Origin of the sequence: Brevundimonas sp. MEB006b (assembly GCF_030209705.1) — a bacterium.
Taxonomy (GTDB): Bacteria; Pseudomonadota; Alphaproteobacteria; order Caulobacterales; family Caulobacteraceae; genus Brevundimonas.
In genome coordinates this window covers 525,392-537,598 of sequence record NZ_JARVRL010000002.1, presented here as the reverse complement: position 1 = coordinate 537,598, position 12,207 = coordinate 525,392, and the positions used below count along the sequence as shown (strand labels likewise).

16 protein-coding genes and 1 tRNA gene are annotated in these 12,207 nt (G+C 64.8%); 15 read left to right on the top strand and 2 right to left on the bottom strand.

Features of this window, described 5'->3' with window-relative positions:
* The first annotated feature begins 3 nt into the window (after window positions 1-3).
* The 15 genes from QRN13_RS04405 (at window position 4) to QRN13_RS04335 (ending at window position 10,606) form a co-directional block, all read left to right on the top strand.
* Window positions 4-459: a chemotaxis protein CheW gene (locus QRN13_RS04405; RefSeq protein ID WP_039246217.1), complete on the top strand. Its 456-nt coding sequence runs from the start codon at window positions 4-6 to the stop codon at window positions 457-459.
* Window positions 456-1,316: a CheR family methyltransferase gene (locus QRN13_RS04400; RefSeq protein ID WP_284876981.1), complete on the top strand. Its 861-nt coding sequence runs from the start codon at window positions 456-458 to the stop codon at window positions 1,314-1,316. Before QRN13_RS04405 ends, QRN13_RS04400 begins: the two co-directional genes overlap by 4 nt.
* Complete coding sequence (locus tag QRN13_RS04395; RefSeq protein ID WP_284876980.1) at window positions 1,313-2,350, top strand: protein-glutamate methylesterase/protein-glutamine glutaminase; 1,038 nt, start codon at window positions 1,313-1,315, stop codon at window positions 2,348-2,350. The genes QRN13_RS04400 and QRN13_RS04395 overlap by 4 nt, the downstream gene beginning before the upstream one ends.
* A gap of 15 nt (window positions 2,351-2,365) precedes the next feature.
* Window positions 2,366-2,755 carry a response regulator gene (locus QRN13_RS04390; protein WP_039246211.1) on the top strand — a complete coding sequence of 130 codons (390 nt, stop codon included), beginning with the start codon at window positions 2,366-2,368 and terminating at the stop codon, window positions 2,753-2,755.
* Window positions 2,752-3,294, top strand: coding sequence for a chemotaxis protein CheD (locus QRN13_RS04385; protein WP_284876979.1), 543 nt, complete (start codon window positions 2,752-2,754; stop codon window positions 3,292-3,294). The genes QRN13_RS04390 and QRN13_RS04385 overlap by 4 nt, the downstream gene beginning before the upstream one ends.
* A gap of 2 nt (window positions 3,295-3,296) precedes the next feature.
* A complete protein-coding gene (locus QRN13_RS04380) occupies window positions 3,297-3,641 on the top strand; it encodes a DUF8776 family protein (protein ID WP_045811565.1) in 345 nt (114 codons plus the stop codon).
* Window positions 3,642-3,645: 4 nt separating this feature from the next.
* The gene (locus QRN13_RS04375; RefSeq protein ID WP_137722477.1) at window positions 3,646-4,236 is read left to right on the top strand and encodes a response regulator; all 591 of its coding nucleotides are present in this window, start codon (window positions 3,646-3,648) and stop codon (window positions 4,234-4,236) included.
* Window positions 4,233-4,712, top strand: coding sequence for a hypothetical protein (locus QRN13_RS04370; RefSeq protein WP_284876978.1), 480 nt, complete (start codon window positions 4,233-4,235; stop codon window positions 4,710-4,712). The genes QRN13_RS04375 and QRN13_RS04370 overlap by 4 nt, the downstream gene beginning before the upstream one ends.
* A gap of 208 nt (window positions 4,713-4,920) precedes the next feature.
* A tRNA-Arg gene (locus tag QRN13_RS04365) sits at window positions 4,921-4,997 on the top strand.
* A 353-nt stretch (window positions 4,998-5,350) separates the two neighbouring features.
* Entirely contained in the window at window positions 5,351-5,815 is a 465-nt protein-coding gene (locus tag QRN13_RS04360; protein ID WP_284876977.1) for a hypothetical protein, read from the top strand.
* A gap of 113 nt (window positions 5,816-5,928) precedes the next feature.
* Complete coding sequence (locus tag QRN13_RS04355; RefSeq protein WP_284876976.1) at window positions 5,929-6,864, top strand: ATP-grasp domain-containing protein; 936 nt, start codon at window positions 5,929-5,931, stop codon at window positions 6,862-6,864.
* A complete protein-coding gene (locus tag QRN13_RS04350; RefSeq protein ID WP_284876975.1) occupies window positions 6,861-7,913 on the top strand; it encodes an LLM class flavin-dependent oxidoreductase in 1,053 nt (350 codons plus the stop codon). Before QRN13_RS04355 ends, QRN13_RS04350 begins: the two co-directional genes overlap by 4 nt.
* A 234-nt stretch (window positions 7,914-8,147) precedes the next feature.
* Window positions 8,148-9,137, top strand: coding sequence for a methionine ABC transporter ATP-binding protein (locus QRN13_RS04345; protein WP_284876974.1), 990 nt, complete (start codon window positions 8,148-8,150; stop codon window positions 9,135-9,137).
* Window positions 9,137-9,796 carry a methionine ABC transporter permease gene (locus QRN13_RS04340; protein WP_284876973.1) on the top strand — a complete coding sequence of 220 codons (660 nt, stop codon included), beginning with the start codon at window positions 9,137-9,139 and terminating at the stop codon, window positions 9,794-9,796. Before QRN13_RS04345 ends, QRN13_RS04340 begins: the two co-directional genes overlap by 1 nt.
* A 15-nt stretch (window positions 9,797-9,811) precedes the next feature.
* Window positions 9,812-10,606 carry a MetQ/NlpA family ABC transporter substrate-binding protein gene (locus tag QRN13_RS04335; RefSeq protein ID WP_284876972.1) on the top strand — a complete coding sequence of 265 codons (795 nt, stop codon included), beginning with the start codon at window positions 9,812-9,814 and terminating at the stop codon, window positions 10,604-10,606.
* 62 nt (window positions 10,607-10,668) lie between these two features.
* Here QRN13_RS04335 and QRN13_RS04330 read toward each other — a convergent pair whose 3' ends face one another.
* On the bottom strand, window positions 10,669-11,010 hold the full coding sequence (locus QRN13_RS04330; RefSeq protein ID WP_284876971.1) for a S41 family peptidase: 342 nt from the start codon (window positions 11,008-11,010) through the stop codon (window positions 10,669-10,671).
* Window positions 11,011-11,296: 286 nt separating this feature from the next.
* Entirely contained in the window at window positions 11,297-11,980 is a 684-nt protein-coding gene (locus QRN13_RS04325; RefSeq protein ID WP_284876970.1) for a phytanoyl-CoA dioxygenase family protein, read from the bottom strand.
* Between the last annotated feature and the right edge of the window lie 227 nt (window positions 11,981-12,207).

Below are 12,207 nucleotides of genomic sequence, written 5' to 3'. Positions count from 1 at the left end.
ACCATGACCGAAGCCAAAGATCTCCAGCGTGAACTGATCGCCTTCCGCATCGGCAGTCAGGAATTCTGCGTCGACATCATGTCGGTGCGCGAAATCCGCGGCTGGACGCCGGCGACGCCTCTGCCCCGTTCGCCGGGATACATGAAGGGCGTCATCAACCTGCGCGGCACGGTCCTGCCGATCATCGATCTGGGCGCGCGCTTCGGCCTGACGACCTCGGAACCGACGGCGCGCCACGTCATCATGGTGGCCCACATTGGCGGCCGCATGGTCGGCCTGCTGGTCGACGCCGTGTCCGACATCCTGCAGATGAGCGAGGCCTCGGTCCAGCCGACGCCCGACGTCGCCAGCGATCAGGTCAAGACCTTCGTCAAGGGCATCTTCTCGATCGACGGCCGCATGATCAGCCTGATCGAACTGGATTACATCCTGCCGCAAGTCGAGGCCGAAGCCGCATGACCGCCGCCGCCGGCCGGGGATCCATCGTCGAGGGCGAGTTCGTCTTCACCGCCGAGGATTTCCGCCACATCGCCCAGATGCTGCACGCCCACGCGGGCATCGCCCTGAATGAGGGCAAGGCCGCGCTGGTCTATTCGCGCCTGGCCAAGCGGTTGCGCACCCTGGGTCTGACCAGCTTCCGCGACTACTGCGCCCTGGTCGAGGGCGTGGACGGCGTGGACGAGCGTCAGAAGATGACGGCGGCCCTGACCACCAACGTCACCCGCTTCTATCGCGAGCCGCATCATTTCGACGACCTGCGCGACCGGGTCATGCCCGAACTGGCGGCGCGCGCCCGCGCCGGCGGCCGGGTCCGCCTGTGGTCGGCCGCCTGTTCGAACGGGCAGGAGCCCTATTCGATGGCCCTGACCGTGCTTCAGGCCCTGCCCGAGGCGGCCGAGCTGGATGTGCGTATCCTGGCCACCGACATCGATCCCAACATGGTCGCCCAGGGCCATGATGGCGTCTATTCCGAAGAGGCTCTGGAGCCCGCGCCCGTCACCCTGTGGCGCAAATATTTCGACCGCGCCGATCGCGGCCAGTGGGTCGCCGGTCCGCAGCTGAAGCGTCTGGTCAGCTTCAAGGAGCTGAACCTGATCGGCGACTGGCCGATGAAGGGCAAGTTCGACGTCATCTTCTGTCGCAACGTCGTCATCTACTTCGACGACGCGACCCAGGAGCGGGTGTGGAAGCGGTTCACCCCGCTGATGAACCCCGGCGCGACCCTCTACATCGGTCACTCCGAACGCGTCTCCGGCCCGGCGACCAGCCAGCTTCAGACCGCCGGCCTGACCACCTATCGCTTGGGGTCTGCATGAGCCCCGTCCGCGTCCTCGTCGTCGACGATAGCCTGACCATGCGCGGGCTGATCTCGGCCGCCCTGAAGTCGGACCCTGAGATCGAGGTCGTCGGCACCGCCGCCGATCCCATCGAGGCGCGCGCCGCGATCAAGGCCCTGAATCCCGATGTCCTCACCCTGGACGTCGAGATGCCCAATATGAACGGGCTGGAGTTCCTGGAAAAGATCATGCGGCTGCGGCCGATGCCGGTGGTCATGGTCTCGACCCTGACGGCGGCGGGTACGGACGTGACCCTGGCCGCGCTGGAAATCGGGGCCGTGGATGCGGTGGCCAAACCGGCGGTCGCCAGCGTCGACGCCTTCCACGACCTGATCGGCAAGGTGAAGACCGCCGCCCGTTCGCGCGTCCGCGCCCGCGGCGACACGCCCGCCGCCGCCGAGGCGCCGCGCGCCTATCATGCCGATCCCAATCAGATTCTCGCCATCGGTTCGTCCACCGGGGGGGTCGAGGCTCTGCTGACCGTGCTCAGCGGCTTTCCGCTGGATTGCCCGGCGACCGTCATCACCCAGCATATGCCGGCGACCTTCACCTCCAGCTTCGCCGCCCGTCTGGACCGCGTCTGCGCCCCGACCGTGACCGAGGCCGTGGACGGCGCCCCGCTGAAGCCGGGCCACATCTATCTGGCCCCCGGCGGCGCAACCCATCTTGAGGTGTCCGGCGGCCTGACGCCCCGTTGCCGCCTGATCGCCAGCGATCCCGTCAACGGCCACCGTCCGTCGGTCGATGTGATGTTCGACTCCGTCGCCCGGCTGAAGCGTCCGATGACCGGCGTGATCCTGACCGGCATGGGCCGCGACGGCGCCAAGGGCCTGCTGGCCATGCGCCAGGCCGGCGGCCGCACCCTGGGCCAGGACGAGGCGACCTGCGTCGTCTACGGCATGCCCAAGGCCGCCCATGAAATCGGCGCCGTGGAGCGGCAGTTGCCGCTGCACCGCCTGTCCCCCGCCATTCTCGAACTGTGCGCCGATCCGGCCGCGCGGTCTGTCGCCTAATCGGGAGCGTAACCTATGCCCGCCGCCGCCTCACTTCACTGCCTGGTCGTCGATGATCAGATGACGATGCGTTCGCTGGTCCGCACCAGCTTGCAACAGCTCGGCGTGCGCGAGATCCGCGAGGCCGCCGACGGCGAGATCGCCCTGCGCGAGATCGTGTCCAAGCCCGCGCACCTGATCATCTCCGACTACAATATGCCGAACCTGGACGGTCTGGGCCTGCTGCGCGCCGTGCGCGCCCATCCCCCCACCTCCAAGACCGCCTTTATCATGCTGACGGGCCGCGCTGACCGCGAGCTGGTCCAGCGCGCGGTGCAGTTCGGGGTCAACAACTACTTGGTCAAGCCTTTCACCGTCGCCCAGCTGAAGGGCAAGCTGGAAGCCGTTTTCGGTCCTCTGACATGAGTTTCGCCGCCCTGAAGGACACGGTCGAAAAGCGCGTTCACGTCGGTCAGGGCGAGCATTTCATCACGTCCGATCCCAATGTCGTGCTCAGCACCATCCTGGGGTCCTGCGTCGCCATGTGCGTGCGCGATCCGCTGGCGGGCGTCGGCGGCATGAACCACTTCCTGCTGCCCGAAGGCTCGGGCGCGGGCACCGACGCGGGACGTCGCTACGGCGCCTATGCGATGGAGCTTCTGATCAACGACATGCTCAAGGCGGGCGCCCGTCGCGATCGGTTGGAGGCCAAGCTGTTCGGCGGCGGCCGCATGTTCGACAGCCTGCGCGACGTGGGGCGCAGCAACGCCGACTTCGCCGAGAAATTCCTGCGCGACGAAAGCATTCCCGTTGTGGGCGGCAGTCTGCGCGGCGACGGCGGTCGGCGCCTGCACTACTGGCCCGTCACCGGCCGCGCCCTTCAACGCGCCGTCACCGACGTCGTCGCCCCCAAACCCGTGCCCGTCATGGCCCCGGTCGATACCGGCGCCCTGGAACTGTTCTGAGCATGAGCGCCCCTCCCGAACACGCTGACCTGCTGGCCGCCGTCGCCGACGAGCTGATGCTGGTGCGCGAAGGCATCGACGGGATCGAGGCCCTGGTCAGCGATCTGGTCCGCCGCGCACCGCCCGAGGAACGCCCCAACGCCTTGACCCAGGCCCAGGCCCTGGACGCCCTGACCCAGCGTCTCGAGGCTCTGTCCGGCGTCCTGCGCATGCTGGGCGGCGGCGCCAGCCCGTCCGAGGCCGTCAGCCGCCTGTCGCTGGCCGACATGGCTGGCCGCCTTCGTCCCGCCGCCGGCGAGCATCGCCCGCAATCGAACGCCGACGCCGGCGACCTCATGCTGTTCTGACGCCATGGCCAAGAGCGATCGGGTCAATCTGGCGCACACGACGGTCCTTCTGATCGACGACCAGCCCACGTCGCTGGATATGCTGGGTTCCATCGTCCAGGGCTTCGGCTGCAAGGAGCAGATCAAGTGCGCCTCGGCCCAGGCGGCCGTCGAACTGCTGGCGCGCCGCTCGGTCGATCTGATCCTGATCGACTGCATCATGCCGGACATGGACGGCTATGACTTCGTGCGCTGGCTGCGGCGCGACGCCCCCACGCCGACCCGCTATGTGCCCGTTATCATGATCCTGGGTCACGCCTCCCAGGCCAAGGTCCACCAAGGCCGCGATTGCGGCGCCAGCTTCATCGTCGCCAAACCCCTGTCGCCGTCGCTGCTGTTGAAACGGATCATCTGGCTGGGCGGCGAGGACCGCGATTTCGTCGAGTCCGAATACTACATCGGCCCCGACCGCCGGGTGCACAACTACGGACCGCCTCCCGGCACCGATGGTCGTCGCGAAAGCGACCTGACCGGCGATCTGGGCGAGGCGGTCGAGGAAAACATGGATCAGGACGAGATCGACATGCTGATGAAGCCGATGAAGGTCAGCCTGTGACCGAGCCTGTCGCCGCGCCCAAACCCTCCACCGTCCGCCGCGTCCACACCTCGCTCCAGCGTCAGATGGCGCGGCCCGGCGGCCGTCTGATCATCGAGGCCGAATCCCGCGCCAACCAGGCGCTGGATGAACAGCGCGACCATGTCTTCACCCTCCTGACGGCCAATGTCGACGCCATCGAGGCCCTGTGCGCGACCCGCCCGCAGGATGCTCCGGCCCAAATCTACGCCTTCGCCTCCGCCATGGTCGACATGGCCGGCTATCTGGACGTCCCCACCTTCTTCGAGGCCGCCTTCAGCCTGTGCGAGATCGCCGACCGGATGAAGGGCGCCGGCAGCTGGTCCTGGCCGTCGGTCGAGGTTCACGTCCGCGCGCTTCGCCTGACCTTGGCCGCCCAGGGTCAGACCAGCGCCGATTCCAACCGTCTTCTGGAGGGCCTGCGCGCCCTGACCGCCCACGTTCCGCCGGTCGGTTAACCGCCGTTCCGTTCTCGCGGAACAAGGGCGAAACGAATCAGGACCGAATCGCTGACATCGCCCGTTTCGTCCTTTGTTCACCGCGATATCTTGTAGGTTAAGACCCCTTAACCACAAACGCCCGAGCCGCCACTTGCCGCCCCGCCGCCTCACTTTTTCGCCGCCCCGACTTCCCCCCGCCGCCCCGACCCGCTACGGCGTCGAACGTGGCCCCGTAGCTCAGCTGCATAGAGCAAGGCTTTCCTAAAGCCGAGGTCGCAGGTTGGAGTCCTGCCGGGGTCGCCATCGCACTGTCGGTGCAAGTTAAGGCTGGCACGAATCCAGCTTAAGGCGCGAAAAACAAGCTAAGGCAGGATCGAGCAGTAGCGGTGGAATGTCTGCCTAGGGTCAGAATCGGCCAAAGGCATCGGACCAAAAAGCGGACGTCCCCAGGCTCGGACTGCATCGATGAATGACGTGTTTCCGGCGCTCAGTGAATGACCGCTCCTGGCGCTTCGGGGGCGGCGCAAACGCCAGGGCCTTCACAAACGCCTGAGGCAGGTGATGCCGTGAAAGCGCCCCGTGTAAACGCGGCAACGAGGCCAACCGCTCGTTCGCCGTAAGCCATTCTTCGTAGCTTTCCGCCATGCGTCTGCGTCATGACCCAGTACAATATCGATGAGAACCGCCGACGTATCGTCATCACGGCGAAGACGGCGGATCGAACGCCAACGGTTGCGGAGACTGTCCTGCAGATTATCGGTCGTCGTCCGGACCTGGGCCGCTGGGAATGGATATTCGATATTCGCGAGCCGCACGAAAAGGCCACGACTGAACAACTCGACCAGATTACTGAAGTCTTCAACGTCGTGTGCGGCGAGCATAGCTGTACAATCTTCGTGAGCAGCGATCCGGAGACCTATGCGCGCTGTGCGCTAATGGACCTCAAGTTTATCGATCGACGACACATCGTCGCTCCGACAATGAAGGAGGGCGAAGCGCTGATCCCCAGGGTCGTTCCGTCCGTCTACCGACGCAAAGGCGCCATGGTTGGCCTGTCTCAGGATGGCGCCTCCGCGCTTTGGCTCGGCGCTGTTCGGCTTACCTGCGCGGCGCACCGATGAGCCTGAGCTCGAAGCCAAGACCACAAATCCTATCGTGCGGTTGTAGAAGAACTCGGATCGTCTGACCCGCATGCCTCGTTAAGTGAGGCTCGCTTTCTGTCGCAGGACGCCCGATGCCTTCAAAGCCCGATCTCGCCGTCGTCTATGAACACCCCGAATGGTTCGAACCCCTGTTCGCCGTGTTGAAACGACGGGGTGTCGAGTTCATCACGGTTCCTCTGGCGGATCATGTTTTCGACCCGTCAGCGACCGAAGCGCCGGCTTCCGTCGTCTTCAGCCGCGTCGCGATGTCGAGCTTCCTCCGCGACGCCGAACATCCGATCTTCTATGCCCAGAGTCTGTTCGAACACTGGGAAAGGCTCGGCGTCCGGGTGGTGAACGGAGCGGCATTGGCGATCGATTCGTCCAAGGCGCGTCAGTTGAGCCTGATTTCAAGCCAGGGCTACAAGGCCCCCGCGACCCGCGCCGTCCACCGGCAGATCGACCTGCTAAAGGCCGCAGAAGGCCTGAGATTTCCGATCCTGGTCAAGGCTGACATCGGAGGGGCGGGTGCTGGCATCGTTCGCTACGAGACCCTGGACGCGCTGCAAGCGGCGGCACAATCCGGCCAGGCGCCTGTCGGCGTGAACGGCGTTTCTCTGATCCAGGAATATGCGCCGCGCGTCGGCGGCAAGATCACGCGGGTCGAAACGCTTAACGGTCGCTATCTCTACGCCCTGGATGTCGAGAGCCCGGGCGACACCTTCGATCTTTGTCCAGCGGACGCCTGTCTGGCGCGACCGGGTGCGGCGGCCCTCACTATGACGCGCGCTCATCCCCCAGCCGAAGTGATCGCCGCAGTCGAGGCAATCGTGCGCGCCGGTCAGATCGAAGTCGGATCGGTCGAGTATCTGATCGACGAGCGGGACGGCTCGGTGCGCTTTTACGACATCAACGCCCTGTCGAACTTCGTAGCCGACCCGGTCGCTGTGCTGGGCTTCGATCCTCACGAGACGCTGGTCGACTGGCTCGTCGACGTCATCCAGGACCATAAGGCGGCTTCGAAATGAGATATGGCTATTGGGCGCCGGTGTTTGGCGGATGGCTTCGCAATGTTGATGACGAGCGCGAGGCGTCTTGGGAGAACCTCTCGCGGTTGGTGCGTCGATCCGAGGAGATCGGGTGGGATCTCACCCTGATCGCCGAACTCAATCTGAACGACATCAAGGGGATCGAAGCGCCAGCCTTAGACGCCTGGTCCAGCGCCGCCGCCCTGGCCGCCGTGACGCGCTCCATCGAACTGATGGTGGCGGTTCGCCCCAACTTTCACCAGCCCGCCCTGTTCGCCAAACAGGCGGCCAACATCGACCGTATCTCCGACGGGCGGCTCTCGCTCAACGTCGTGTCGTCCTGGTGGGCCAAGGAAGCGGAGAGCTACGGGCTCCAGTTCGACCAGCACGACGACCGCTACGCGCGAACGGATGAGTGGCTGGAGGTTCTGGAGCGATTATGGACGGAGCGACGCTCGGATTTCACCGGCCGACTGTATCAGCTTCGCGACGCCATCGTGGAACCCAAGCCGGTCGCGTCGGCGGCGCGACCTCGGCCGATCGTCTATGCCGGGGGCGAGAGCGAGAGCGCCAAGGCGCTGATTGCGCGTCGCTGCGACGCCTATGTCATGCACGGCGACGACCCGGTCCATGTGGCCGCAAAGATCGCGGACATGCGCGAGCGCCGTGAGGTGCTGGGTCTGCCGCCGATGACCTTCGGCATGGCGGGTTACGCCATCGTACGCGACACCCAGGCCGAGGCCGAACGTGAGCTCGAGCGGATCACCACCATACCCGGGCTTGCGGAAGGCCGACCTCCCGCCGGCTTCGCCAACTTCGACCAGTGGATTTCCGGCACCGAGTTGGAACGCGAGCTCAAAATTCGCGAATACAGCGTCTCCAATCGAGGCTTGAGGCCCGGCTTCGTCGGCACGCCCGAGCAGCTAGAGGCGCGCATTCAGGAATTCGAGGCCGCCGGGGTCGATCTGCTCTTGCTCCAGATGTCGCCGCAAGAAGAAGAGATGGAGCGCTTCGCCGCCCAGGTTATTCGACGCTCACAGTTTGCGTGAGCGCTGGTTTATCGACAGACATCTTCGTGGCTTGGATTCCTTTTGAACGGCACCCGCCGCGGAGCCTGCGACCCGAGGCTCAGGCCTTCGTCGCTTGGCTTCGCGCCGAAGCCAAGCGACGAAGGCCGTGGTCATAGATGAGCTGTGAGGGATGAACGCCCAGGCCGCGCGTGCATTCTCCTTGCCTCAATGTCCGACGCGCCGCACTAGACCGCCGCAGCATCAGGAAGGCCGATGATCCGATTAGAAGGCGTGAAGCGCCGGTTCCGCAGTCCGGGCGGCGAGCGCACGGCATTGGACAACGTCGATCTGACGGTGGCGTCAGGCGAAGTCTTCGGCGTGGTCGGGCGGTCCGGCGCCGGCAAATCGACCCTGGTGCGCACGATCAATTTGTTGGAGCGGCCTGATGCGGGTCGGGTCTGGGTCGGTGATCAGGACCTGACGGCCCTGCGTCCCGCGGACCTGCGCGCAGCGCGTCGTCGCATCGGCATGATCTTCCAGCACTTCAATCTGCTGCATAGCCGTACGATCCGCGACAACATCGCCTTGCCTCTGGTGCTGGAGGGGAGGTCACGCGCGGAGATCGCCGCACGCGTGGATGATCTGATGGCGCGTGTCGGGCTCACCGAACACGCAAAGAAGCATCCGGCTCAGCTGTCGGGCGGTCAGAAGCAGCGCGTCGGCATTGCGCGCGCCCTGGCTTGCGAGCCCGATATTCTCTTGTGCGATGAGGCGACAAGCGCTCTGGACCCCGAAACCACCGAGGACATCCTGGGCCTGCTGGATCAGTTGAACCGAGATCTCAAACTGACGCTCGTGATCATCACGCACGAAATGGAGGTCGTCCGGCGTGTATGCGACAAGGTCGCGGTCATGGAAGCGGGGCGCATCGTCGAAAGCGGCCCGACCGCAGACGTCTTCCTCAATCCGCAGACCTCGGCCACCCGAAGCCTTCTGGCCGAGGGCGAGGCCCGAACAGCGACGCCGCGGCCCGCCGGAGGCGTCGTGGCGCGGCTGGTCTTCCGGGGTGAACGCACGTTCGAGCCGGTGCTGAGCCGGATTTCGCGCGAGACCGGCGTTGATCACGCGATCCTAGCGGGCCGCATCGGACGGTTTCGCGATCAGGCCTACGGTCGGTTGGAGGTCTCCCTGATTGGCGGCGATCCGCAGGTCGCCATCGGGCGCCTTCGCGCCGAAGGCGTTGAAGTCGAGGTCGTATCCTGATGCTTGGATCGAATATCGACTGGACCACTGTGGCTGAGGCGGCTGGCGACACGCTATTGATGCTCGTGGCGTCATTGGCCATCACCGTCATTCTGGGTCTGCCGCTCGGCGTCGCCCTCTACGCCACCGGACGCGGCAGAATTCTCGAGAACGGTATTGTCCATGCGGTGCTGTCTTTCACCGTCAATGTGCTGCGTTCGGTGCCCTTCATCATTCTACTGATCGTCATGCTGCCTCTGACAGTGCTGCTGGTGGGCACATCGCTGGGCGTCGCCGGCGCCATTCCGCCGCTGGTCGTCGGCGCCGCGCCCTTCTATGCGCGTCTGGTCGAGACCGCCCTGCGCGAGGTCGAGCGCGGCATGATCGAGGCGACCCAGGCCATGGGCGGTACGACTTGGCAGATCGTCAGGCGCGTCCTGTTGCCGGAGGCGCTGCCGGGCCTCATCGCGGGCGCGACGGTCACCGCCATCGCACTGGTCGGCTACACCGCAATGGCCGGTGTTGTCGGCGCAGGCGGACTGGGCGACCTGGCGATCCGGTTCGGTTATCAGCGGTTCCAGACGGATGTCATGGTGGTGACCGTAGTTCTGCTGCTCGTGATCGTACAAATTCTGCAAGTGCTCGGCGACCGTTGGGTCGCTAAGGTCTCGCACCGCTAGGTCGAAAGTTTCCCCATGCTGCGTCGTTCACTTCTTCTCTCCGCTGCTCTTTTCGCCCTGACTGCCTGCGGCCGTCAGGCGGCGGACGGGGAGGGGCCGCTGAAGGTCGGCGCCACCGCTGTGCCTCACGCAGAGATTTTGGAGCAGGTGAAGCCGATCTTGGCGGCCGAAGGCATCGATCTTCAGGTCGTGGTGTTCAACGACTACGTCCAGCCTAATACCCAGCTGGCGGAAGGACGGCTAGACGCCAACTATTTCCAGACCAAGCCCTATCTGGACGAGTTCAACGCTGGACGCGGCGGCAATCTGGTGACGGTCGCCGGGGTCCACGTCGAGCCCCTGGGCGCCTATTCACGCAGGCACAAGGCGCTCGCGGAACTGCCGAATGGCGCGGAGATCGCCTTGCCGAACGACGCCTCCAACACCGGGCGTTCGCTGCTGTTGCTCCAGACCGCCGGCCTGATCACGCTGAAGAAGGGCGCTGATCCATTGCAAACGGTCGCGGACATCGCGGGCAATCCGAAGGGATTCCGTTTCCGCGAACTTGAGGCGGCGACCCTACCGCGTGTTTTGGACCAGGTGGATCTGGCGGTTATCAACACAAACTATGCGCTCGACGCCAAGCTCAGCCCGCGCAACGACGCCCTTACCCTGGAGGGTGGCGACAGCCCCTACGTGAACTACCTCGTCACCCGCGCCGATAACCGCGACGATCCGCGCATCAAGGCCTTGGCGGCCGCGCTGACCAGCCAGCCGATCAAGGATTACATCACCCGCACCTACGAAGGGGCGGTCATTCCCGCCAAATGACGCCAGGTCGGGCAAGTCCTGCTATTCTCCAAGCCCGGTCTGACGCGAACCCGTCGGCTTGATCATGTTAGCGCCGCTTCCATCACCGGATCGCGACCCGCTGCGATCGCCTCGACCGTGCGCGGGATGGTGATGTCCGGCCGAATGCCCGTATCGGGCTGGGGCTGTTGAGGGAAGGTGCCGATCAGCGGCAGGTCGACTTCAAGGCCGGTGGCAGGTAGCCGCAGGAAGTAGAAGGCGCCGCCGTTTATGCCGCGCCGATTGCCGCCTGTGGTCTCGCCCACCAGCGCGCCCAGCCGCTCGCGCTGGACCATTTGCGCGAAGCTGAAGGTGGCCGAGCTGTTTTGCGGCCCGATCAGAACGCGAACATTCCCCGTGAAACGTGGGCTCCTGGGCTCGATCACACTACTTTCGTCGGCGCTTCGGGTTAGGGACAGAAAGCGATCATCATAGGGCTGTGTGTCGTCGCCCCAGTCGTTGAAGCTGCGATCCCAGGTGTACAGCGCGGGACGCAGGTCGTCAGCCGAGTACCAGTCCTTCGATCATGGGCGCAGCTTGCAGCGAACGGCGGTATTTGTCGGCGGCCTCGATGCCGCTGAGCAGCATCAAGCGAAGGCTGAAAAAGTTGATGCACGGGATGGTTGAACGTCTGGTTTGCGGTGCAGACGCAAGGTCCGCTCATGGCGCGAGTCAGACGCCAAGCCATTGGAGTCCGCTCGGGAGATCACCCACGGCATAGTCCACTTGTAGAAGTCGGCGGTGCGTCACCGCGCTCGCCCTGTCGGACGCGTGCAAGATCGGCGTAGCGTAGGTCCAGACGTCGCCCGCTTCCGCCAGACACATGGCAACCCCGCACTTGCTCACCACCTCCTGAACATCAGCCTCCTGGATCCTGCCGAAGCGGTGGGAGCCCGGCGCGATAAGCAAGGGAGCATTCGTCTGAGGCACAAGGTCGAGATGGACGCGCAGCGTGAGCATATCGGCTAGTAGTTGGAACGGTGGCGCGACATGCAGTGCGCCATGCTTGTGAGTCCAAGGCCCAAAGCCTTCGACTTCCTTTCGCCCGCGCACCGCAACCACACGGTCTTGATGCCAGGCCAATGACCAATTCGCTGACTCTGTCTTGTCGAAGAGGATCGCCCGCACAGGCCGTGCAACTTTACCCAGTCTCCGCGCGGCGAGGGAGCCGATCGGGCCGTCGATGGCGAGAAAGCTTGTTAGCCCTTCAATAACGAAAAGCCTGACGCCGGCAACGTCGCGTGGCTGATCAGCGAGAACCTGTTCCAAGGCAGCGAGTATGGAGCCGTCCAGCGCGTTGGGTGTTAGCTCAGCACCGTCTCGACCGAGTTCAAGTTGGGCAATCGGCACAGTCATGCTTCTGCTTATCGCCCCGCGGTGGCGCGCTCAACCAAGGTCGGCTTCCCGACGAAATCCCGATGTCCAAATTTGGCGCATTGCCGTCAGCCTCCTCTCCCGAAATCGGTCAGCCCCTCGGGAAAGTGGGGCGCGCAACTCACCATGAGCAGGCGGCGAGTGTGACCATCCACGGCTAAACTCGGTCGAAGACGCACCAAGAGGCCGGCGGCATGACTATCTCCGCA